The organism is Erwinia sp. 009765445 (genome assembly GCF_058137865.1).
This window is the reverse complement of the sequence record NZ_JBYUWC010000015.1, coordinates 47,900-71,753: the sequence shown is the minus strand read 5'-3', so window position 1 is coordinate 71,753 and position 23,854 is coordinate 47,900. Positions and strand designations below refer to the sequence as shown.

13 protein-coding genes and 1 pseudogene are annotated in these 23,854 nt (G+C 53.8%); 4 read left to right on the top strand and 10 right to left on the bottom strand.

Going from position 1 to position 23,854, the window contains the following annotated elements:
* Positions 1–12: 12 nt before the first annotated feature.
* The 4 genes from AC3Y5R_RS16915 to proY all read left to right on the top strand — a co-directional run bounded on the left by AC3Y5R_RS16915 (position 13) and on the right by proY (position 5,383).
* Positions 13–936 (top strand): PstS family phosphate ABC transporter substrate-binding protein, encoded by a 924-nt coding sequence (locus AC3Y5R_RS16915; RefSeq protein ID WP_489922281.1) that lies wholly within the window; start codon positions 13–15, stop codon positions 934–936.
* Positions 937–1,132: 196 nt separating this feature from the next.
* Complete coding sequence (locus AC3Y5R_RS16910) at positions 1,133–2,236, top strand: cobalamin-independent methionine synthase II family protein (RefSeq protein WP_489922280.1); 1,104 nt, start codon at positions 1,133–1,135, stop codon at positions 2,234–2,236.
* A gap of 405 nt (positions 2,237–2,641) precedes the next feature.
* Entirely contained in the window at positions 2,642–3,964 is a 1,323-nt protein-coding gene (gene brnQ / locus AC3Y5R_RS16905; RefSeq protein ID WP_158783347.1) for a branched-chain amino acid transporter carrier protein BrnQ, read from the top strand.
* 63 nt (positions 3,965–4,027) lie between these two features.
* A complete protein-coding gene (gene proY, locus AC3Y5R_RS16900) occupies positions 4,028–5,383 on the top strand; it encodes a proline-specific permease ProY (protein ID WP_489922279.1) in 1,356 nt (451 codons plus the stop codon).
* Positions 5,384–5,531: 148 nt separating this feature from the next.
* On the opposite strand, the gene AC3Y5R_RS16895 is transcribed toward proY, so the two are convergent.
* The 10 genes and pseudogenes from AC3Y5R_RS16895 to AC3Y5R_RS16850 all read right to left on the bottom strand — a co-directional run bounded on the left by AC3Y5R_RS16895 (position 5,532) and on the right by AC3Y5R_RS16850 (position 23,694).
* The gene (locus AC3Y5R_RS16895) at positions 5,532–5,870 is read right to left on the bottom strand and encodes an Ail/Lom family outer membrane beta-barrel protein (RefSeq protein WP_489922278.1); all 339 of its coding nucleotides are present in this window, start codon (positions 5,868–5,870) and stop codon (positions 5,532–5,534) included.
* A gap of 383 nt (positions 5,871–6,253) precedes the next feature.
* Positions 6,254–6,748, bottom strand: a complete 495-nt coding sequence (locus AC3Y5R_RS16890; protein ID WP_489922277.1) for a DUF2569 domain-containing protein — start codon at positions 6,746–6,748, stop codon at positions 6,254–6,256.
* Positions 6,749–7,049: 301 nt separating this feature from the next.
* Complete coding sequence (locus AC3Y5R_RS16885) at positions 7,050–7,619, bottom strand: hypothetical protein (RefSeq protein WP_489922276.1); 570 nt, start codon at positions 7,617–7,619, stop codon at positions 7,050–7,052.
* An 812-nt stretch (positions 7,620–8,431) separates the two neighbouring features.
* Positions 8,432–8,773 carry a polymorphic toxin type 25 domain-containing protein gene (locus tag AC3Y5R_RS16880; RefSeq protein ID WP_489922275.1) on the bottom strand — a complete coding sequence of 114 codons (342 nt, stop codon included), beginning with the start codon at positions 8,771–8,773 and terminating at the stop codon, positions 8,432–8,434.
* Positions 8,758–10,470, bottom strand: a pseudogene (locus tag AC3Y5R_RS16875) (hemagglutinin repeat-containing protein); the annotation flags it as partial. The pseudogene AC3Y5R_RS16875 and the gene AC3Y5R_RS16880, both read right to left, overlap by 16 nt.
* Before the next feature lie 291 nt (positions 10,471–10,761).
* Complete coding sequence (locus AC3Y5R_RS16870; protein WP_489922274.1) at positions 10,762–18,969, bottom strand: two-partner secretion domain-containing protein; 8,208 nt, start codon at positions 18,967–18,969, stop codon at positions 10,762–10,764.
* Positions 18,970–18,991: 22 nt separating this feature from the next.
* Complete coding sequence (locus AC3Y5R_RS16865; RefSeq protein ID WP_489922273.1) at positions 18,992–20,689, bottom strand: ShlB/FhaC/HecB family hemolysin secretion/activation protein; 1,698 nt, start codon at positions 20,687–20,689, stop codon at positions 18,992–18,994.
* Between the two features lie 208 nt (positions 20,690–20,897).
* The gene (locus tag AC3Y5R_RS16860) at positions 20,898–21,695 is read right to left on the bottom strand and encodes an inositol monophosphatase family protein (protein ID WP_489922272.1); all 798 of its coding nucleotides are present in this window, start codon (positions 21,693–21,695) and stop codon (positions 20,898–20,900) included.
* A 9-nt stretch (positions 21,696–21,704) separates the two neighbouring features.
* Positions 21,705–22,988 (bottom strand): histidine-type phosphatase, encoded by a 1,284-nt coding sequence (locus AC3Y5R_RS16855; RefSeq protein WP_489922271.1) that lies wholly within the window; start codon positions 22,986–22,988, stop codon positions 21,705–21,707.
* A gap of 103 nt (positions 22,989–23,091) precedes the next feature.
* Entirely contained in the window at positions 23,092–23,694 is a 603-nt protein-coding gene (locus tag AC3Y5R_RS16850) for a peroxiredoxin C (protein WP_158783342.1), read from the bottom strand.
* Positions 23,695–23,854: the final 160 nt, after the last annotated feature.

Genomic DNA, 23,854 nt, shown 5'->3' with positions numbered 1-23,854 from the left:
CGGAAGTTCAGGATGAAAAAGCTGTTTTTCGCGCTATTGTTGATGCTCAGCACGATGGCCCAGGCACAAGAGGGCATGCTGGCGGGGAACCTGACCAGCGTCGGGTCGGATACGCTGGGCAATCTTATGACCCTGTGGGGAGAGAGCTTTAACCAGCAGTATCCCGGCGTGAACGTGCAGATCCAGGCAGCCGGTTCGTCTACTGCGCCGACGGCACTGGCAGCCGGGGCGGCACAGCTTGGTGCGATGAGCCGCCCTATGCAGGCCGTTGAGCGGCAGCTGTTTGAAAACAGCTATGGCTATCCGCCACTGGCGGTTCCGGTTGCCATGGATGCGCTGGTGGTGGTGGTCAATCAGGACAACCCTCTGCAGGGGCTGAATGCGCAGCAGCTCGATTCGGTGTTTTCTGTCACCCGTCGATGTGGCGGGGCTTCTTCGATTAATCGTTGGGGAGATCTGCAACTGGGTCAGCCCGGCTGGGCGAAGCGTCCTCTTCAACGGTTCGGCCGCAACTCTGCTTCCGGTACCTGGGGCTTCTTCAAACAGCAGGCGCTGTGCAACGGGGATTTCCGTAATGATGTGGGGGAATATCCTGGCTCGGCTGCCGTGGTGCAGGCGGTGGCGGGTACCCTGAACGGCATTGGTTACGCCAGCATGGGAATTCACCTGAGCGGGGTGAAGACGCTGCCGGTTTCCCGCGAGGGCAACAACTGGATTGCACCCACCGCGGAGAATATCCGCAGCGGCCTCTATCCATACGCCCGTCCCCTCTATATCTACGTCATCAAAGCGCCCGGCAAGCCGCTGGAGCCGCTGACCAGAGCCTTCCTGCAGCATGCGCTCTCTGCGCACGGACAGGGGCTGGTGAAGCAGGCGGGCTATCTGCCGCTTTCCGACGAGCAGATTGCTCAGGCCCGGAAAATGATCGGCGGGTAGGCTGGCTTTACGGCTTCTTTTCATGCTTAACATGAATTTTCTTCATGCATAGTGAAATTTCCTCGGTTGCCGCTGAAAGTTTCTCATGACATTCTGCCTGTCAGCCATATAGACATCCAGAAGTCTAAAGATAACCAGGCGAAACTATTTCACAGGTAAATTATGCGCCGCATGCGCGGGCCAGGAGTGACCAGATATGCAAAGAGATTCCGCTCAGTACCGTGCCGAAGTGGTCGGCAGTTTCCTTCGTCCGGCAGCCATTAAAAAGGCCCGTGAACAGTTCCAGGCCGGAGAAATTGATGCACCAGCCCTGCGCCGTATTGAAGATGAAGCGATCCGCGATGTGGTCACCCATCAACGCGCCTGCGGCCTGAAAGTGGTCACCGACGGTGAGTTCCGCCGCGCCTGGTGGCACTTCGACTTCTTTGACGGTCTGGAAGGCGTTGAGCGTTACGAATCCGAACAGGGCATTCAGTTCAACGGTGTACAGACCAAAGCGCACGGTATCCGCGTTATCGGCAAGCTCGGCTTCGGTAACCACCCTATGCTGGAAGACTTCCGCTATCTGCAAAGCATCAGCGGCGATGCGGTTGCTAAAATGACCATCCCAAGCCCAAGCGTGCTGCACTTCCGTGGCGGTCGTAAAGCCATTGATGCCAGCGTCTATCCGGATATGAATGCCTACTTCGACGACCTGGCGCTGACTTACCGTGAGGCGATCAAAGCCTTCTACGATGCGGGCTGTCGCTACCTGCAGCTGGACGATACCGTCTGGGCCTACCTGTGCTCAGAAGATCAGAAAAATCAGATCCGCGAGCGCGGTGACGATCCGGAAGAGCTGGCCCACATCTATGCGCAGGTGCTGAACAAAGCTATCGAAGGCAAGCCGGACGACCTGACTATTGGTCTGCATGTCTGCCGGGGTAACTTCCGTTCCACCTGGATCTCAGAAGGCGGCTACGAGCCGGTGGCCGAAATTCTGTTTGGCACGGTGAACATTGATGCTTTCTTCCTGGAATACGATAACGAACGTTCAGGCGGCTTTGAGCCTCTGCGCTTTGTTAAGCCAGGCAAACAGCAGGTGGTGCTGGGTCTGATCACCACCAAAAATGGCGAGCTGGAAAACCCGGAAACCGTGAAAAAGCGCATCGCGGAAGCGGCGCAGTATGTCAGCCTGGATCAGATCTGCCTGAGCCCGCAGTGTGGCTTTGCCTCAACGGAAGAGGGCAACAGCCTGACCGAAGAGCAGCAGTGGGCGAAGCTGCGTCTGGTGGTCGATATCGCTAACGACGTCTGGTAACGCCGCGTCAGATTGTGTAAAAGGCGCGGGAAACCGCGCCTTTTGTGCATCTTGCGGCAAATTTCTGCAGAAAATAACCCCGCAGCGAACAAAAAAAATACAAATCATGTAATGCTTACCAGCAATAAACTGAAGTGATGAACTGGCTAAGAGGATTTTTGCGCTATATCACTCTGCTTTCTCAATCCCGTGTTGCCTTTCTCCGCTATAAACGGTTTACTTACCGCCGTTTTTACGTTATCCCCCTGTAAAAAGATCATAATCCGCGCAATTCCGCCACGAAGCGACACCGGACCAGGAGATTTCCCTGTACCGGTTTGAAAATCTGGTGTTTTTAGGGCAGGCAGGGCGATAAAGCTGACATCACGATTTCAATCACACCAGTAACAGGCTAATCCTCTGCTTATGACTAACCGTTTAACTTCCAAAGACATTCTCGCACTGGGCTTTATGACATTTGCCCTGTTCGTGGGTGCCGGTAACATTATTTTCCCGCCGATGGTGGGCATTCAGTCCGGTGAACACGTCTGGATCGCCGCACTTGGCTTCCTGATCACCGCCGTTGGCCTGCCGGTCATTACCGTTATCGCGCTGGCGCGTGTTGGCGGCGGTATTGACGCCCTCAGCTCACCGATTGGTAAAGCGGCCGGGATTGTGCTGGCCACCGTTTGCTATCTGGCCGTTGGCCCGCTTTTCGCCACCCCGCGTACCGCCACCGTCTCCTTCGAAGTGGGGATTGCCCCGCTGACCGGTGATGGCGCGATGCCGCTGTTTATCTACAGCCTGGTCTACTTCGCGCTGGTGATTGGCATTTCACTGTATCCGGGCAAGCTGCTGGATACCGTCGGGCATATCCTGGCTCCGCTGAAAATTGTGGCGCTGACTGTACTGGGCGTCGCTGCGCTGTTATGGCCAGCCGGTGGCATTGCTCCGGCAACAGAAGCCTATCAGCATGCCGCTTTCTCCAGTGGTTTTGTCAATGGCTACCTGACTATGGATACGCTGGGCGCGCTGGTGTTCGGTATCGTTATCGTTAATACCGCCCGTTCACGTGGCGTCAGCGAGTCTTCCCTGCTGACCCGTTACACCATCATTGCCGGTCTGATTGCTGGTATTGGTCTGACGCTGGTCTATCTGACCCTGTTTAAACTGGGTTCTGACAGCGCATCGCTTGTTGACCAGAATGCTAATGGTGCCGCGATCCTGCATGCCTATGTTCAGCAGACTTTTGGTGGCATGGGCAGCTTCTTCCTGGCCGCGCTGATCTTTGTGGCCTGTATGGTCACAGCCGTGGGCCTGACCTGCGCTTGTGCGGAGTTCTTTGAGCAGTATCTGCCGCTGACCTATCGCCAGCTGGTGTTTATCCTCGGCCTGTTCTCAATGCTGGTTTCTAACCTGGGGCTGAGCCACCTGATCCAGTTTTCCATTCCGGTACTGACTGCGATTTATCCTCCGTGCATTGTGCTGGTGTTGCTGAGCTTCACTCTGAGCTGGTGGAAGAAAAGCAGCCGTATCATCGCGCCAACTATGCTGGTCAGCCTGCTGTTTGGTATCGTTGATGCAATCAAAACCACCCAGTTTGCCAATCTGCTGCCAGGCTTCGCCACTCATCTGCCGCTGGCCGATCAGGGTCTGGCCTGGCTGCCGCCGTCACTGGTGATGCTGGTGCTGGTCGCCATTTACGATCGGGCTATGGGGCGTCAGCAGGTTAGCGCGCATCAGCAATAATAAATGTGATACCTTCTCCGGACCGCTTCCGGCAGGAGAAGCAAAGATTGTGAAGATACAAAGATGACTAAAAATACGCTCAAAAAGGGACTGAGTACCCGCCATATTCGTTTTATGGCGCTGGGGTCGGCTATTGGCACCGGGTTGTTCTATGGTTCGGGCAGTGCCATAAAAATGGCCGGACCGAGCGTGATCCTCGCTTATATCATCGGCGGCGCAATCGCCTACATCATTATGCGCGCACTGGGCGAAATGTCGGTGAACAACCCGCAGGCCAGTTCGTTCTCGCGCTACGCCCAGGATTATCTTGGCGGGCTTGCCGGATACATCACCGGCTGGACCTACTGCTTCGAAATCCTGATTGTCGCTATCGCTGACGTTACCGCCTTTGGCATCTATATGGGCGTCTGGTTCCCGGACGTGCCGCACTGGATTTGGGTGCTGAGCGTGGTGTTGATCATTGGTGCCATCAATATGGCCACGGTTAAGGTGTTCGGTGAGGTCGAGTTCTGGCTGTCACTGGTCAAAGTGGCCACCATTATCATCATGATCGTCGCCGGTATCGGCATCATCTTCTGGGGCATTGGCAATGGCGGGCAGGCAACGGGCATCAGTAATTTGTGGACCCACGGCGGCTTCTTCGCCCACGGGGTGATTGGCATGGTGCTGTCGCTGCAGATTGTGATGTTCGCCTACGGTGGCATTGAGATCATCGGTATCACAGCGGGGGAAGCGAAAAACCCTGAAACATCTATTCCAAAAGCGATCAATACCGTTCCACTGCGAATCCTGGTGTTCTACGTAGGGACGCTGTTCGTCATTATGTCCATCTACCCATGGAATCAGGTCGGAGTTGACGGCAGCCCGTTCGTGCTGACTTTCCAGCATTTGGGTATTGCAGCGGCGGCGGCCATCCTGAATTTTGTGGTGATCACGGCTTCACTGTCAGCGATTAACAGCGATGTGTTTGGCGTGGGGCGTATGATGCACGGGATGGCGGAGCAGGGGCATGCGCCTAAAGTCTTCTCTGCCGTCTCTCGCCGTGGCGTGCCGTGGGTAACCACAGTAGTGATGATGGCGGCGATGCTGATCGCTGTGTATCTGAACTACCTGATACCAGAAAAAGTGTTCCTGGTGATCGCCTCACTGGCAACCTTTGCCACCGTCTGGGTGTGGATTATGATCCTGTTTGCTCAGATTGGTTTCCGCCGCAGCCTGACTAAAGAGCAGGCTAAAGAGCTGAAGTTTGCCATGCCAGGCGGCAAGTACACTGCCATGTTGGGTATCGTGTTCCTGTTCTTTATTATCGGGCTGATTGGCCACTTCCCCGACACGCGAATTTCGCTGTATGTCGGTATTGGCTGGTTACTGCTGCTGCTCGTAAGCTGGATTTTTGTGCGTAAGAGAGTGGCTCAGTAATTCTGCAGCTTCTTTCAGTGTGGCCACGCCATCCTTTCAGAAGGGCCGGAGAGATCTCCGGCCCTTTTTTATCAATTCGGTTGATCAGGCGATATCAGCGTATCTCTGATTTCTGACTGATATTGCCTGTAGCCGGTTAATCCTGCTATCAGAAGCGATAACCAACGCCAATGTTGAAGCCGTTGATGGAGTAATTTTTCACTTTGCTGTCGACATCCAAAGTGTCGTATGAGCTGGTGCCGTTCAGCGAGGAAATATCTACGCTGCTATGATAATTTTCCTTACCCGTCATATAGGTAAATGAGCCGATCAGGCTGTACGAAGAATCCCACTCATAGCGATACTTCAGGTTCACACCTTTAATATCTTTGAAGTTCTGCACCTTGCTCTGAGCATAACCAAGCGTCACTGTCTGATTGTCAGCCAAGGCAAAAGGGGAAAAGGCAACAGAGGAAAGTAAAATGGCGATAATTGATAATTTATTCATTACATCATCCTTAATGAAGTAAATGTATACCAGAGAATTGAAAAATAGTTTTTTTGCAACGACAGGGCGATATAAACTGCCGGAAAAGACGTGCAGGGCGAATATTAACGATTTAAGGTTTGATAAAAAAGTATGAGAACGTGACGAAAATGCTTTGAAGATCAAATAATTGTAATTTTTTTGAAAGAGTAATGGATCCCGTTATTGATATCCGTAATCATTTCCCCAGGGTATTTTTATTTCTGTTGATGAAAGGATATTTATGTTTTCCTTTGCAGGGACTCTGTTTCAGGAACGCAAAGATTCCAGACTGCGACCGGAATTAATCAGATCGCTGCTTGGAATTTTATTGATCAGAGCTGCGTTGATAAAATTCACTTCCTTCAGCGAACGAAGACTTCCCTGACTCTTTTGGAAAAAATAAAATAAGGCACCCAAATAACTGTCCCGGTAATGGAACCGGTCAGAATCCCAATGTCATGATTTTGAAGAGCAACATTGTACAGTACGTTTGGGACGACAGTTAAAGTGAGGGATAAAACAAGACCTGAAAAATAGTATATAATCATCACGTTACGGGTTTTACTGGCCTTTCGGAGGAAAGACCAGGTCGCCATGACCGTCACGATATACATTGCGAACATGGATACAATCAGGGTGATTGCATAGTAACTGATAAATGCTGTTTCTTTAAAATGGGAAATAATTAAGTTCAAATAGTGGTAAATGTTGAAAGGGATAAATATCAAGCTGAGGATCAGCCCCAGAGCCGGAAGATAAAGCCAGCCATTAATTCTCTCCTTTTCTTTGTTTTCGCAACTATCGCACAATCCGGATTCCGGATTGGCGCTGTTGGTTTCACAATGATGACACGACATTTTATTAATCCTTTAACAAATGATGAGCAATGGTTCCTTTCGGTTTCAGGTGCATCCAGTTACTTAGCCGGTATGGGTGAATAACTGAGAACAACCTGATTGTAATAAAAAAAGAAGCACAGTGAGTCTATGTGCTTCTGTGTGCTCATTCAATGAAATAATTAGTTTTTCTGCGCTAACAGTCCTGGAAGCTGGCTTTCAGCCCAGTAAGGCAGGAACAGGTCTGTTACGTATTTATCTGGGCCAGCCCGGAAAATTGAACACAGGCTTAATGATTGTTATTCATATCAGATGGAGTGGATTATTTGTAAATAAACTGATAATCCAGAATATAAGAACCCAGATTGTTGCTGCGTGCCGTCACCCAGACTTTGTTCATACCCGGACTTTGCTTCTTATATAATTCTTTCCTGTTTGTGCAGAGTTGGATCCACCTCTGAGTATGGGCGTCTTTAATCCATAATCCGGCTTCACAGTGACTGGACTTTCCTGTCGATGGACCAGGAAAAGTTATCTCATACTCAGATTTATATTGATTTATCTCTCCGGGTACAAGATAAACACAAACGTCATAGAAGTTCAAAATGCTTACTAAGCCGATGCAAAAACCACCCCCAAAAGACTTCAGAACATACGCTGGTGTTTTACCAACAGGTCGGTAATAGGTGGTGTGCCCGGCAAAAACAAGTCCGATGATACTCCCGACGGTGATGTATGTTGTCAATTCGGGAATGGTTTTCATTAACACCGTACGTCTTCCGATGCCGGAGGCCCATAGCATATACCAAAACCATAACCCCAGGATTGCGATAACAAGAATCCCTACAAGGTGTTTTTTCTTTTTGTTTTCAAAGTAAACATTATTTTTCATATTATTTTAGCGAGGTAAGCTTCTCTTTCACTGTATTCAGTCCTTTGTCTCCCTGCGTGTGGGATATGTCTGCCACCTTTAGGGAGTTATTATGCTGTGCAACAGCATAAGGCAGAACAGGTTTCAATTAAAGCCTGGCATTACACTGTGGGCTATATCAGGGATCATATTAAAGCCAGCCTTTACTGTCGATTATGCTGTGGGGCTATTAGGTTGGAATCCTGGATTTGAGAGAGGGAATAGGGGATGGATGCTGATTGAGCAGGGGGCGTTGATTCCCAGGCTGGCTAAGAAGTGGCGATAACTGACAGGTGTGTAAAGTAAAATCCCAACAGCGAAGAGCTGGGATTCCGTTAGCTACGATATTTAATTGCTAATAAATATAATCAACCATGTTGCATATGCCAGTCTTGATAGCCAAAGAAAAAGTGCACCAAAGGATAGATCAAATTTTGTTAAAAAAACCTTAATAAAATAAAATGGTTTTTCATCATCAAGTAATCCTGGGTAAAAATACTTCCCATATAGTGCAAAGAAAAAAATGATATCCCCCCTGACAAATTAGATATTAATGATAAATCATCGAATCCCTTTCAATATTCAGCTATTGCTGCTGATATATACCCAAGAACTAGAAAAGCCAATGCGTAGTTTGATAATGTGTCGCGTTTAAAAAAATAAAATTAAAATAAAGCAAGGAGTCCTTTCCTACTTTAACGCCACCAAGCCTCCTATAAACAAAAAATAAAAAAGCACACTCCCCACAACAACAAAAAAACAATAATATAAAAGATGGCGCATTAAGAATAATATCATTTGAAATCATGGTGGTATATTTCCTTAGTTGAATCACTGTTCAGATCTACTTTTTCATCATGAGATCCAGTGGCAGAACCTGTAAAACCAATGCCAGGCCCAACAGAGAAGGAAAAGCCAATGCCATCTTTTCCGCTAGATATTCCTACAGAACCGGGACCAAAACCGAGACTAGTTGAATAATCACGGTTTAAGTCGCCAAACAATCCTGGGAAATATGGACCAAAATCAATACCTACCGAAGCACCAGCCTTAACACCAAACTCTTTTGTATAACCTGTAGAAATAGAGAAATAATCATTATTAATCTCAGCTCCTCCTTTCAAAGCAAGTCCCACGCCACCTGAAACCTCAACTTTTCATTAGTTTTAACCTTATACTCTGTCCCCCAAGAAGGCCCTTCGCCAGTAGCAATACGATTCATCCCTTCTTGAGTCTGCTCCGGCGTCAAATTGTTGTCCTGCGCATACTGGTTCCAGGAAGCAACTGCCAGACCATAATTTCCGAGTCCACTCGGTAGCGAAAGGTTGTTGTTCTCGGACGAGTTTTTACCCGCCTGAGCACCGGCCACCACATCGGCAGTGCTGTCACCGGCAACGCCACCTGCCAGTCCTGACGCCAGGGTTGCCAGTGCACTGATGGTCTGTTTCTGATCCTCACTCAGTTTGTCCCTGTCCACGCCCGGATAAAGCTGTTGTGCGATAAACTCACCGGTGGTAGCGCCTGCGGCTCCTGCCAGCGCGCTGTTGCCGTTAATCTGTGCGACTACAGCACCCAGCACGGCGTGGGCCATCAGGTTCGCCTCAACGTTCACCACATCCTTGCCGTCCGGGCCTTTGGTGGTGGTCATATCGTGAATGACCTCCGCCAGATACGGACTCGCACCGCCCGCTATGGCCTTCGCAAGGTCACCACCGGCCAGACCCTGTACCGCAGCGGTTGCGGCCTGGATAGCCTGCTGAACCTTACCACCGGTGCCGAATCCACTGTCGTTAAACGCCTGATTATAGAACGTCTGGTAAGCCTGGCCGCTGATATCATCTGCTGTTGGCGTTTTGCCCGGATTGGCTTTGCGCCAGTCAGCTTCTGCCGTTTTCAACTGCTCCGGCGAGACGTTCTTCATCTTGCCGTTAGCGTCCCTGGTCGCAATAATCTGCCCCTGCGTCCTTGCAATATCCCCAACCTGAACCCCTATCTCACCTATCAGCTGCGCTTCCTGCAACCGCCGCTGCTCTTTCTCCTTGTCGAAGATGGCCACCAGACCCGGATTGGCATTCTCCACGTCTCTGCTGAGCTGTGAGACGTCCTGCGTCTGCTTATCCGTATCCCGGACGATTATCGTGCCTTTGCTGACCGCCGACTTCGTGGTGGAACTGTCACTGCCTGAACCGTTCACCCCGACCAGCAGGCCGTTGGCGAGGTTACTGACCAGCGATTTCCCGACGTCACCCAGCACGCCACCGTCAGCCACGCCGCCGCCGGTGCTCACACCCGCGCTCTGGTGCTCCACCTCATACTCCGCGCTGTTGCGGATATCGCTGAACCCGATGGTGCCGGTATCCAGCCGGTTGTTGTCTGAGGTGGCGGTACTGCCGATAACCGCCCCGTCAAGCTGCGTGTGCTCTCCCACAGTAATGTCGAACCCGCCTTTCCCGGCGAAGATGCCGCTCTGCTCCTGCACGCTGTCATAGCTGCTGTGCATTTTATCCCGGCTCACGCTGGCTGACGCACTGCCGCCACCGCCCATCACCGCCACGCTGGCTCCCGCACTGGCGTTCTGCTGCTTCGCGTCGTAGTCGTCCGAGTCCTGCTCGCTGGTCAGGGTCAGGTTACGGCCCACGTCGAGGATGACCTTTTCGCCACTGACCTGTGCGCCCGTCAGGGTGGTGTCGCGCCTGCTGTTAATGGTCAGATTATTTCCGGCGCTGACGGTGGTCTCGGTATGGCTCACGCCATTGCCGGTCTCACTGCCTTTGCCCCTGTTCACGCTGGCATTCACCGTCAGTCCGTTCGCTCCCTGACCGAAGTTGATTCCCGGCCACGATTTGACCGGGAACATTTTTATTGTGGATCGGATGGGGGAGATTTTCGGGCTTTACGCTCGTCTATTTTGGCGAAGATCCATATCCTTGCTCCTGAGGCTATCCCAATAATTAAGCTTACAACGGATAGGTAACTTAAAGACCTTTTGGAACAATCAATTTTCCCTGAGGTGATTAATTCTAGAATTACATTGTTAACAAAGAAGATAAATGCAAAAAAGCAAAAGCTATAAAAAATTGTGCTTAACAAAAAAGCAGTAAAAGTTGCTCTCTTCAGGTTGTTTTTAGTTTCCATTAACTTTATCCTTAACTTTATTGCTTATTATTTCTCCTCCGATGCCACCAAACATATCATTTACTTCCCCAGGGAAGGGAGCTAACTGTCCGAACTTTCCGCCAGCCCAAGCCCCTAAAGCTGCACCGGCAACAGCCCCGACATCTGCACCATCCGTAAACACCGCGCCACCTGCCGCTATGCCCACGTTTGGCCATATGTCGCGCCCCGGAGCCAGCGCCCCGGTTATTCCGGCTGCCAGGCTGCTGCCGTAATCCCAGGTTTTATTTTCATTGCCCGGTCGGCTCAGATCGAACCACTGATAAGTGCCGTTGGCTATTTCTGCTATTGTTGCACCTGCAACAACTTTTCCGATGCTTGCCGCAGGCCCCAAATACCACGCACCGGCAATCAGCACGCCATCTTTATAACCGTCAACGATAGCTTTGGTGATATTAGCCCCTTCCGGTAAATCACCTTTCGCATTCTTGCTCAGCGCCGCGTTGATTTCATCTGTGGTTGCGCCAGCCTCGATCATTGCAGATCCCAGAGAAGCCGCTGCCTGACCGTAGCTGCCCATGCCTCCGGGCAGGGAGAGGTTGTTGTTGTTCGACGAGTTTTTCCCCGCCTGCGCTCCCGCCACCGCATCCGCCGTACTGTCACCGGCAACGCCACCCGCAAGACCTGCCGCCAGCGTTGCCAGCGCACTGATGGTCTGCCGCTGATCTTCGGTCACCTGGTCACGTGGCACGCCCGGATAGAGCTGCTGCGCGAGAAACTCGCCGGTGGTGGCCCCCACGGCTCCGGCCAGCGCACTGTTGCCGTTAATCTGCGCCACCACCGCACCCAGCACGGCATGGGCCATCAGGTTGGCTTCGGTGTTCACCTGGCCGGTTTTCGGGTCGGTGGTCATATTATGTATGACCTCCGCCAGATACGGCGCGGAACCGCCCGCAATGGCCTTAGCGATATCACCCCCCGCCAGACCCTGGAGTGCCGCCGTGGCCGCCTGGATACCCTGCTGGATGGCGCTGCCAGTGCCGAACTTCTGCATTTCGCCTTTGTATTCATCCGAGTTGCGCAGCATATCCAGATACGCCGCACGTTCTTGCTCCGTGGCGTTCTCCTTCAGCGGGCCGTACTTCTCTTTCGCCGCGTTCAATCCGTTGAGGTCTCCCTGCGTCCTGGCGATATCCGCTGCCTGGTTGCCGATTTCTCCCAGCAGCTGCGCTTCCTGCAACCGCCGCTGCTCCTTCTCCTTATCAAAGATGGGACTCAGCGTCTGATTGGCATGCTCAACATCGCGGCTCAGCTCATCGACGTTCTGTTTCTGCTTATCCTGGTCACGAATGGTAATGGTGCCTTCGCTTACCGCGGACTTCGTGGTGGAACTGTCACTGCCTGAACCGTTCACCCCGGTCAGCAGCCCGTTGGCCATATTCCCTGCGAACTGACCACTAATACTACCACCCGAGCTGATACCCACGCTCTGGTGCTCAACTTCATATTCAGCGCTGTTTTTGATATCGCTGAACCCCAGCGTACCGGTGTCGAGTTTATTCTTATCCGCCGTTGCCGTCGAACCGATGACCGCACCGTTCAGTTGCGTATGTTCGCCGACCGTCACATCAAAACCGCCCGCACCAGCGAAGATGCCGGTCTGTTCCTGCACTGTTTCAAAGGTGCTGTGCATCTTGTCGCGGCTCAGATTCACGGAGCCACTGCCGCCGCCCATGCTGATACTTCCTCCGGCGCTGACGTTCTGCTGCTTCGAGTCATAGTAGTCGCTGTCCTGCTCGCTGGTCAGGGTCAGGTTGCGGCCCACGTCAAGCGTGACTTTCTCGCCGCTGACCTGTGCGCCGGTGAGGGTGGTATCACGACCGCTGTTAATGGTCAGGTTATTTCCGGCGTTAACGGTGGTCTCACTATGGGTAGTGCCATTGCCGGTCTCAGAGCCTTTGCCTTTGTTGACGCTGGCATTCAGTGACAGACCATTGGCTCCCTGACCGAAGTTGATGCCGACTCCAATGGAGCCGCCCTTGCTCTCGTTTTTGCCCTCCAGCGTGTGGCTGTCCTGAGCTGAGGTGAGGTTAACGTCACGCGATGCGCTGAGACTGGCATCATTACCGGCCTGAAGCTGGCTGCCCTGAACGTTGATATCCGTTCCGGTGGCATTAATGGTCAGATTATTGCCTGCCGTCAGCGTGCTGCCCTGGTTACTGGTCTGTGTGGCTGTCTGGGTTGATTTGGATGACTGGCTGCCATAAGAGAGATTGACGCCGATCATACTGCCTTCACTGCCGCCAGCCCCGGCCAGTTGCGTGCCCTGGTAAGCCTGTACGCCGGTCAGTGCAGCTTTCACACCCTTAAGAGCTGCCAGCCTGTCATTGCTTTCACTGCTGGCATCGTTTGCGGCAGAGACCGCAGAATTAATTGTGCTACCGACAGCGCCAGAGAGTGCCAGCGTCAGGCCGCTCTGTTTCTGTTCTACGGTATGGGTCTGGCTGTTCTGATTCTCCGCCGCCAGGATATTGACTTCTTTACCTGTCAGGCTCAGATCTTTTCCTGCAAGCACGTCAGACCCTTGCACCGCCAGTTTGTTACCTGCGGTCAGGGTCAGGTTGCCCTGCGAGCTGCCAACGGTACTGCCAAGGCTGCTGCGGGTTGCCGCATCGTCAGTGATTTTCAGCGAGCTGCTGCCCACCGTGACGCCGATGCCACCGGTGCCGGACAGGCCACTTTTCGTTTCCTTACGCAGATGGTTTTCCTGACGGCTCTCATCAGCCGTGGTGATAGTCAGGTCATTGCCCGCAACCAGAGCCACATCGTGGGTGCCCACCACGTTGCTTCCTGAAACACTCAGGTCATGTCCGGCCTGCATCGTGACCGTATCGCCGTCGAAATTGCTGCTTACCGCGCTCTGGCTTTGCACTTCATCATGGGTGGTGACAGATTTTTTCGACAGCATACCGCTGCTGGTCTGATGGCTGTTTTCGGTAAGATGGTAAGACGCATCACCGCTGGTGATGGTGATATCATTACCTGCCACTACGCTCAGAGCTTCGCTGGCACTGACCGTTGCCGCTCTTGCATTCAGATCGTTGCCCGCCGACAGCAATACCTCACCATTACCGTTAATCTGGCTACCGACATCCGTGCTCTGCGCCAGGGTGCGGTCATTGCCTTTGCCCCAGCTTCCTTTTTCGCTACTGGTGGTGGTGATGGTATTCAGGTTCAGATCGTTCCCGGCGATGATCTTAGTCTGACTGTCCTTACCGCTGTTGCTGATTTGCGTCGCGGTCAGGTTAATGTTGTTCATAGCCTGCAGGCCCAGCGTACCATTATCGTTCTGCACGTAGATGCCTGCCGGACGATCGAAGGTGATGCTGCCCTGACTGCCGCCCAGGGTACTGATGCTGTTGATATCCCGACCTGCAATCGCCGTCAGGCTGCTGCCGCCCTGCAGTGTTCCGCCAATATTGTTGATATCGGTGCGAGCCTGCAGAGAGACCTTGTCACCACCGATAAAGCCGCTGTTGTTCAGGCTGTCTGCCGTCAGCTGCGTCACTTCACGGCCATTGATGTGCCCACTGTTGGTCAGGTCGTTGCTGACGTTGAGTGAGATGTTATTACCCGCCAGCAGTGCGCCACTGCCGTCGAGGTCGCCAGATTTGACGCGGGCATAAAGCTGCGGCACCAGTACGTCCTGAGTGGTGCCGTCCGGCAGGGTTATGGTCTGTTTAACCAGCCAGATCATATCGCTGGTCAGCAGCGCCATCTGCTGTGCCGTCAGCGCCACCCCGAGAGTCAGGTTGTAATCTTTCCCGAAAGTAACGCCGGCATCCATCAGTGCCTGAAACTGTGCTTCGTCGCTGCTGTAGCCGCTCAGGTAACGATTGCCGGTCAGCGCCACTACCTGCTGGCGGATCAGCTGCTGCTCGTAAAAACCATCTCCCAAACGCTTCAGCACATTGCCCGGATCCTGAGTGAACTGATTCTGCATATAATCACTGCCCAGCCACTGTTTTTTATTGGTAAAGCGGGGATCTGTCTCAATCAGGAAAGGCACGTCACTGCCGGGATGCAACTGCCAGAGGCTGCTATCCGGCAGGCTGGTGTTTGGGGCGATCATCTTTATCACGGTATCGCCATCACTGCCTGGCGGAACGATTTCAACCAACTGCCCGGAAGGTGGGGTCAGCGGCGTCTGTCCGGTATCCGCGGTGATATCGCCTGCGTGAATGATGGTGGTATCCGTTCCTGATGTGTCGCGCCCGGCGATAGTTGTTTCGCTGCCGCTGATTGCTGCATTTCCCTGCCACGCTATGGTCTGCAGGTCGATGGTCTGGATAATGTCGTCAGGGCTGTAGGTGTCGCTGTCCTTGCCCTGTGACGTTTTCGTGCCGCCAATACTGCCACCCGATTTTTTGGCATACCAGCGGATCTGTTTACCGATATCGGTGATCACCCGCTCACCCGTGGTCGCGATATTATTCAGCTCGCCGATGATGATGCCGAGCAGGCCTCCGGCAACAATGCGGCTGTCGTGGTTATTTACCCGGTCACTGTTGATGGTCAGATTGCCGCCAGCCATAATCTGACCGGGGTCGCTCTCGATCACCTGTGTCTCCGTGATGGTCCGGTCATACTGATATTCGTAGAAGGTCCGGCCGCTGGAGCCGTCCGGCATTATTGCGGCATGAACGCCATATTTATTCGAGGTGCTGGTATTCACATCGTCCCAGTTATAGCGGGTGGTTGAACTGCTCAAAACAGCTTCATGATGAGATGACTGCTCAACTACCACCACCTCTGTCACCAGATGGTCATTGATATTGTTAATCTCGCCGATATTGAGCGTCATATCCCCGGCGGATTCCAGCGTGGCGCTGTGGTTATTGAAAACTGAACTTTTGCCATTGGCCCGCCAGCTACCGTCCAGTATCCCGCCGATGGCAATGTCTCCGGCGCTGTAAATCAACCCGTGCTGATAGTTGTTTATGACACCAGCGCCGATATCCAGCCGGTCACGGGCGGCAATCGTTGCGGCCGTACAGTTTTCGGCCAGGTTATTCAGCGTGCCGGTGTGCAGCGCAACATGGTCGCCGTAGATGCGTCCGGTTCCGGTATTGGTCAGGGTAGAGGCTGAGACGTGCGTCAGCCCGCCATCAAGCAGGCCCCGGTTGATGACATCGCCGGAAATCAGCAGGTGATTTTCTCCGGCGCTGATTTCCGCCGACTGCTGGTTCTCCAGCCCGCCAGCCTGCAGGTTAAATACGCCACCAGCTTTAATCAGCGACTGATTCACCAGGCCATTTCCCACGGTGAAGTTCATATCCCCGTTAGCAATAACGTCACCCTGATTGAAAAAGGCCTGCTGTAAGACCAGTTTCATGGTGTTCTGAGACAGCACCCGGCCGTCGCCACTCAATGAATATGCGGTCAGATTCACGGCGCTTCCGCCAATCAGCGTGCCTGCGGTGTTGGTGAATGCCAGCGAGTTGCCGCCGTTGAAATTGAGCAGGGAAGCGGACGAAATCAGACCATCGCTGTTATTCAGGGTGCTGGCGGCGGTGATATCGAGCAGGTCATTTGCCCTTATTGCACCGTCTGAGTTATCGAGTTTGTCGCCTGAAAGAGTGACAGACTGGCCTTCAATGCCGGTGTTTTCGCTTTGGGTGTTACGGTTGATCAACTGAGCCGTGGTAAGGGACAGGTTTGTTCCTCCACGTATCAGCCCGGAAGTGTTGTCCAGGCCGGTCCCGCCTGCGTTGAGCAGCGCGTTGCCTGCTATCTGCATCTGCCCGCCAATGTTCGACAGGGTACCAGTATTCAGCTGCGCATCACCCCGGGCAATAATAGTGCCGCTGTTGTTATTTAACTGCTGGCCCTGCGTGTTGAGCTGCAGCGCGCCGGAGCTGATTAACTGCCCCGATGAATTGAGCAGAGCGCCCGTCAACAGCGTCAGGCTCTTGCCCGCATTGAACACGCCGCCGGTATTGGTCAGCGCGTTGCCACGGGTATTCAGATTAAGGCTGGTTCCCGCCTGAACGCGGCCGGACTGGTTGTTCAGTGCTTTGGTCGTGAGACTCAGGCCCGCGTCACTGGCAAGCGTGCCCTGCTGGTTGGACAGGTTCAGCCCGGTCACTGAGGCATTACCGCCTGCGGCGATAAACCCGCCAGTGTTATCAATATTGCCACCTTTAATCGTCAGGTTATCGTGGCTGAGAATGCCGCCATTATCTCCGCTGTAACGGTTAATAAGATCGCCATCCGCTAAAGCCAGCTTCATATCTGCACCGGCCTGCAGCAGGCCGCCCGCATTATTCAGGCCGGTGCTCTCCAGTGACAGGTTATCGGCTGCGGCCATCACACCGTGCTGGTTGTTGATCTGAGCCTGAGTATCAACCTGCAATGCACCGTTCTGCGCAGCAATCAGCTGTCCCTGCTGGTTATTCAGGTTGCCTGCCTTCAGCTGAACATTACCGTTTGCTGCAATGTTGCCCTGCTGATTATCCAGCATGCCTTCGACCGTTATGGAGAGATCGCCGCTGCCGTTGAGCAGCAGTGAACCCTGCTGATTGTTGAATGATGAGGTGTTCAGCGTCAGATTGAGGCCATTGCTGGCAATTTTACCGTCAGCATTATTCAACCCATCGTCAAAGGACAGTTGCAGATCGCTGGTTCCAAGCTGCTGAACCAGTCCCTGCTGACTGGAGAACGAGCGGGCATTGAGGTTCAGCGTATCAGCCGACATTTTGCCGCCATCGTTATTTATGGTGTCACGAGCGGTAGCCGTAAGCTGATGCGTGGCTGCCACGGTGGCCTTTGCCATACTGATGTTGCCTGAGCTGGCCTGCAGCAATATGTCATTACCAAAAGTCTGGCTGCCGCTCAGATCCACTGTTGTGCCTGTCGCAGTCAGTTGGCTCGCCGCGAAAGCCTGGCCGTTAATCTTCAGTTCGCCCTGGCTGGTCACGGTCAAATTACCTGCCGATCCCAGCGAGCCGTCGCTGTTCATGCCCGCAGCCAGTGCAGCTGTTGAACTGCTGGCGACCGAAGCGGCGCTCAGCGTGGTGTTATTGCTGGCGGCAATAATCCCGTTGTTATTAAGCATGCCCCCGGCCGTAATATCGGTGCTGCCTGCTGCATAAATTTTGCCGCTGTTATCCACCAGGTGTTGAGAGGTCAGTTGCAGGTTCTGTGAAGCGTTGATGCTGCCGGTATTGCCAATGCTGCCATCGGCATTGACAACCACATCACCTGCAGAGGAACCGATATTTCCGGCATTGTGGACGCCCACGCCGTTTTCGGTGCCCAACAGGCGGATTTTATTGGCATACATGCCGCCCAGACTTGCAACATCAATCGCGAGGGCCGGTGCAGTGCTGCCATCGGCGGCTTTGGCCGTCACCGCGTTATGATCGGCATCGACGTTGTTCCGGCCTGCGGTCACTTTCAGTTCGTTAGCCCAGATCCCGGCATTGACCTTTACCGCGCGGGCGATCAAATCGGTGCTGTCCTGACGGCTGCTGTCCATGCCTGCACCCTGAATGACAATCTCCCCGTTGTTCACGTCATAACCGGTGATTAAACCGTTATTCATTTGCACCTGGCCAGTGGTCAGGGTGGCGCGATGTGCGTTGATAAAGCCGCAGCCGTTACAGGTAATACCCGACGGGTTGGCAATGACGACCTGGGCTTTCTGGCCTGCGATTTCAATCATGCCGTTGAGCTGGCTGGCATTGCGTGCATTGACTTCGTTGAGGATGACTTTCGCCTCGCCTCTGGCCAGGTTGCCGTTGCCGTTCACCATTCCGGCCAGCTGGGTCTGTGTGCTGGTGTGACTGTTGTTCAGCACCACGCCCTTGTTATCAACATCAAACTGGCTGTAGACGTTGCGGGATACGCCGCCGCTACTGGGGGTCTGAATATTAATCTGGGGTGTGCCGTTAGCCGAGCTGATAATGGTCGGCTGCTGATTACCCGGAGCCTGACCGTCGGCGACGACTGCCGCAGTGGAAGTCAGGCTGACAAAGCCCAGAGAGATCAGCAGCGCAAATTGCAATGCAGAAAGTTTGCTGACCAGCCGGATCAGACTCTGACCCGATTCAGAAGAAGGAGAGGCGGTGCCGTGTGCCGACGTGGCGAATTCACCAACGACCATCAGCATGCCGCGGGCTTTATTGAAAACGATACGGTAGAAATTCTTGTTCATAATTACGTCCTTGTCAGCCCAATCAGTACTGCCAGTTAAGCGTGAAGCCTAGCGAAACCGGGTCGGTCCTGAATCCGTCAAGTTTGGAGAAGGGCACGGCGGCAAACAGGTCATAGCCCACGTTGAATGCCTGCCCGCGCAGGCCAATCGCGCCCCCGGCAAGGTGGTTGCCCACCAGATTTTCTGTGCCTTTGCCGCCGACTTCGCCGTAGTCGACGCCCACATACAGCTCCTGCTGCGGCAGTGGGGTGGCCCAGGCAAGGTCATTGCGTACAAACCAGCCACGATCGGCGTTCAGAGAGCGCTCGCCATCAAAACCCCGTACCGACCAGCGGCTGCCAATGGCAAACTGCTCCTGTGTCGTCAGAGGGGTGTTGCTGAACTGGCGCTGATACTGCACGTTGTAATGGAATTTCTGCGTGCCCAGCGTGAAGGGGATATTTAACTGCGCAGAGATCTGCACAATTTTGGACAGTGCCGTGGCCTCGCCAAAGCTCTCTTCTGGTGCGGAGAGCGCGCCGAACCAGCGGGTGCCGCGCTGATAGCTGATCCCAGCATCCAGCGTGGATTGCGCAATATAGTGACGGTGCTGTAAGCCAACACGCCACGCCGAGGTGCGGCGGCGCTGCACTTCCACTTCCGTATCGTTAACGTAGTTCTTTGACTCTTTCGCCAGCACGTCATAAGTCAGGGTGGTTTTCTGGCTGCCTGAGCGGTGCAGGATGCGGCTGAGCTGGAAATCCAGGTTCTGGCTTTTGCCGCTGTAGCGATAGTCCTGATTCAGCCCTGCAACCAGTTGGTGATAGTCATAGCTGTTGACCGTAAGCCCCGCGGTCCACCAGCCGAACGGCACCGAGTAGTGGCCGGTCAGGTTGCTGGTGCCTTTATCGTGATGTTTTTCCAGACTGCTGCTGGCGGACACATAGAAGAGGTCGCTGAACGAAAATGGGTTATCCAGCGAGACGGTCAGGCCACCCTGATAGCGACCAGTACTACGGGTGCCGGAATCATCCAGCGAAGCACCGATGCGCCACAACCGGCTTTGTTGCCAGCGCAGCAGCACATCGCTTTCGCCAGGACCGGTTCCCGGCACAATTTCCATACTGGCCTGCACGGTTGGCAGGCGCTGCAGGTTCTCCAGCCCTTGCTCAATATCACGCAGGTCAAGCAGCGCTCCGGCATGAGCCGGGAAAGCTCCGTACAGCGTAACATAATGGTCACTGTCAGGCGTCAGGATAACGTTATGCACTTTGCCTGGCACCACCACCAGTTTCAGCTCTTCGCTTTTCAGATCCTGGGCCGGAGCCAGCACGCGGGTGGTGATGTAGCCGTGGTCGATCAGGCGGTTCTGCAGGGTGCTCATCAGCAGGTTGATGCCTTTGCCGCCCAGGCAATGGCCAGCGGCCTGATTGCCCAGACGCTGCAACGGCAGCCAGCCGGGCAGGGCATCATTGCCGCTGAGGATCACCTTTGATATCGGGAAACAGGGTTTTTCATCCGGGAAAGATAAACGGTCAAATCGGTACGGCGGAGAAAGACGCACGTCAGGCGCGGGGGGATTCAGCTGCTGTTCCAGCGCTTTCTGACGCTGTTGCTGCAGAAGTAGCGGCTCATTAAAGTCTGCGGCGTTTACCGCAGGCAGCAAAAACAGCAGAGGAAAGGTAGTGAAAAAAGCAGCGCAGTTTTTACGGTTAACGATAAGGGTGAGAATCCCCTTCATTGACTAATCCTTGTCAAAAATAAATATTATTCAACCAGTTATTCCTGGTTTTGATGTTTTCAGGTTTTGCTTGCTGTGAGAACAAAAAAGGCCCACTACGGATAGGGGCTTTGTGTTGAACAGAAAGGATACTAAGTTACATTTTTTATCGAATCAACATGAAATCTTACGTATTCCTGTTGTTCTGAGGGTAGTTTGACCTGCGTTGTTAATGGTCAGAAAGTGCCTTAATCTGTTCGTAAATCGTCGGGTTCCCCAGCAGGATCGCATTGCCGTTCCTCAGGCCATTTCCGGCCAGAAAATCATTACTGACGCCGCCAGCTTCCCTGACCAGCACCAGCCCTGCCAGCGCATCCCACGCATTGGTATGCGGTTCGTAAAAGCCAATCAGGCGACCAGCCGCTACCCATGCCGCCGTCAGTGCGCCCGATCCCAGGCGGACAAACATACCCTCCTGCAGCAGCAGGCGCTGAATAAATCCGGTGATGATTTCCGGTGCAATCTTTGGTGAGTTGCTGATCCCGGTCACGCCTTCTTTTAGCGTCAGCCCCGGATGGACCTGCATTGGTGCCTCGTTTAGCCAGGCTCCGCCACCCCTGCAGGCGTGGAACACTTCATCATGGTTGGGATCGCAGATCACGCCGATGGCGGGTTCGCCGTCAACAATTACCGCAATGGAGACGCACCAGGCTGGCAGGCCGTTGAGAAAACAGCTGGTGCCATCAATCGGGTCCACCACCCACAGACAGGCAGCATCTGCCTGTGTTCCACCGCCTTCTTCGCCGAGAAAACCATCCTGCGGGAACTGCTGCTTCAACCGGTTACGGATCAGATCTTCCACTTCCCGATCGGCACGGCTGACCAGATCCTGCATGTTGCCCTCCTTGCGTTCGACAGCCAGTTGGGCGCGCTGCCGGAAGAACGAAAAGGCAAAAGCGGCAGCGTCTCCGGCCACCTCACGGGCAAAAAGATAGCGTTGTTGTAAAGCCTCTGGCGTCACGGTCAACTCCTCAGGTCATGATTGCGGATAATCGATCGGTGCGATCGACGAACGATCTATATTCTTCTCAATACGTTGCAGTGATGTGTCATATGGGCAAAGCGTGCCCACCGGGGTTGCCTTGCAGCCAGTGAACTTCAGCTCGCTGAGCAACGGAGGATTGCGCTGACTGAGTGGCGTCAGCTGGCGCAGCTGATCCAGACCCTGCGACTGAAAATAGATGCGGATAAAACGTTGCTGGTGGTCATTGCGCCAGCGTTCAAACACCAGGCTGCCGCCGGGAGGAATATTGCCCGCAGGATAGAGGCCCTGCTGCCAGCGGAAGTCCAGCAGGGTACGCAGCCAGGAGATATTGATGTCATGCGCCACATACAGCAGCCAGCGGACGTCAGGTGGGGCATTTTGCTGGTCGGTTACGCCCTGTTGCAGGGCTCTGGCAATCTGATCCATCAGCAGCGAAGCACCGCGCTGTGCCGGGCCTTGCAGATCGTTGGTGTAATCATATTTTGCGGTCAGCAGCGGCAGCAGTCTGGCAACCTCTTCAGCACTGCGGGCATGCCCGAATGCCACCTGAGCGGTGGGTTTGTTCTCGCTGTATTCCAGCCGGATCGTTTCTGCCATCGCCGCCAGCGAGTCCAGACCTTTGATGCCAACACCGCCGGACGACCAGCTTTTCAGTTCCCATGGCTGGCTGAAGAGCGGGCAGCTTTGCCCTGGCGGACAGAGTGCCTTTTTTAGTGCGTCAATTTGCGGCTGTAAGCGTTGCTGAGCGCTGGCAAGGTTGCCGCCCATTGCCTGCAGCGCCTGCTGACGGGTTGCTTCAGCCTCTTCAGGGCTGGCTTTTTTAGCCGGAGCAAAGAAAAGGGGATCTTCTTTTTCACTGTTAATAGCGATACTGCAGCCGGGGAAAGCCGCTTCGGTCAGCGCTTTCGCCGTCGCGCGGGTTCGCTGGAACGGGCTGGCGCGAATGTAGAATTCTCCGCTGGCAGGGCAGCCGTCTTTCAGCAGGCCGAGCTGGTGATAACGCTGGCTTTCATATTGCCCCTTCAGCCAGACTGCGGTGTAGCCATGGCCGGTGAGTTCACCGTCCGGTGTCAGCCAGCTGGCCCAGGAGCGCGCCGTTCCGGCTTCAATCTCTTTACGGTTATCAGGAGAGGGCGGCCGGACACCGTGGCGGCTGACTTCCACCACTTTTTCCAGGATGTAATGGGGTTCGGCGTGGGCCAGAAAAGGAGCAGCCAGCGCTGCGGCCAGCATCACTATCGGGAAGGTCTTGATCACATCGGGCATCAGGTTCATCCATGCGCTTTCGGCTGAAGACAGCGGTCAGCATGCCCTGGCCTTATCTCAGGCGCAAAAAAAAGCCCGCATTTGCGGGCTTTTTCGGACTAAGAGGCGGCGATTACAGCTTGCCAGCGTTCTCAGACAGGTATTTAGCCACGCCATCCGGAGACGCGCCCATACCTTCTTTTCCTTTTTCCCACTGAGCCGGGCACACTTCGCCGTGCTCTTCGTGGAACTGCAGCGCGTCAACCATACGCAGCATTTCGTCTACGTTACGGCCCAGCGGCAGATCGTTAACAACCTGGTGACGAACCACACCGGCTTTGTCGATCAGGAATGAACCGCGCAGCGCAACGCCTGCGTCCGGGTGCTCGATGCCGTAGGCTTTCTGGATTTCACGCTTGATGTCAGCAACCATGGCGTATTTCACTTCGCCGATGCCGCCTTTTTCAATTGGGGTCTTACGCCATGCGTTGTGCACGAACTCGGAGTCGAAGGAAACGCCTACAACTTCCACGCCGCGCTTCTGGAACTCTTCGTAACGCTTGTCGAAAGCGATCAGTTCAGAAGGGCAAACGAAAGTGAAGTCCATTGGCCAAAAGAACACAACGGTGGCTTTACCAGCGGTGTGTTTTTTAAAGTTGAAGTTTTCAACGATTTCACCGTTGCCCAGCACAGCTGCGGCAGTAAAATCAGGGGCTTGACGAGTTACCAGGACCATGTTCACTCCTGTAAAGGTAGTTAGATTAAGAAGACAAGAACGCAAGTATACGGGCGATTTCGGCCCACGAACCAGCGTAATTCATCGATTGTTCCGATAGGTTAAAACTATCGAAAAAGAATAATTCACAAGGAAGCCTCATACAATAACCTTTTTTGCC

What these genes read in the sequence shown, in the direction of transcription:
- AC3Y5R_RS16855 (WP_489922271.1), bottom strand. Translation starts at nt 22,988, where the DNA reads ATGAACCTGATGCCCGATGTGATCAAGACCTTCCCGATAGTGATGCTG.
- AC3Y5R_RS16915 (WP_489922281.1), top strand. Translation starts at nt 13, where the DNA reads ATGAAAAAGCTGTTTTTCGCGCTATTGTTGATGCTCAGCACGATGGCC.
- AC3Y5R_RS16895 (WP_489922278.1), bottom strand. Translation starts at nt 5,870, where the DNA reads ATGAATAAATTATCAATTATCGCCATTTTACTTTCCTCTGTTGCCTTT.
- AC3Y5R_RS16910 (WP_489922280.1), top strand. Translation starts at nt 1,133, where the DNA reads ATGCAAAGAGATTCCGCTCAGTACCGTGCCGAAGTGGTCGGCAGTTTC.
- AC3Y5R_RS16890 (WP_489922277.1), bottom strand. Translation starts at nt 6,748, where the DNA reads ATGTCGTGTCATCATTGTGAAACCAACAGCGCCAATCCGGAATCCGGA.
- AC3Y5R_RS16850 (WP_158783342.1), bottom strand. Translation starts at nt 23,694, where the DNA reads ATGGTCCTGGTAACTCGTCAAGCCCCTGATTTTACTGCCGCAGCTGTG.
- proY (WP_489922279.1), top strand. Translation starts at nt 4,028, where the DNA reads ATGACTAAAAATACGCTCAAAAAGGGACTGAGTACCCGCCATATTCGT.
- AC3Y5R_RS16870 (WP_489922274.1), bottom strand. Translation starts at nt 18,969, where the DNA reads ATGAACAAGAATTTCTACCGTATCGTTTTCAATAAAGCCCGCGGCATG.
- AC3Y5R_RS16865 (WP_489922273.1), bottom strand. Translation starts at nt 20,689, where the DNA reads ATGAAGGGGATTCTCACCCTTATCGTTAACCGTAAAAACTGCGCTGCT.
- AC3Y5R_RS16885 (WP_489922276.1), bottom strand. Translation starts at nt 7,619, where the DNA reads ATGAAAAATAATGTTTACTTTGAAAACAAAAAGAAAAAACACCTTGTA.
- brnQ (WP_158783347.1), top strand. Translation starts at nt 2,642, where the DNA reads ATGACTAACCGTTTAACTTCCAAAGACATTCTCGCACTGGGCTTTATG.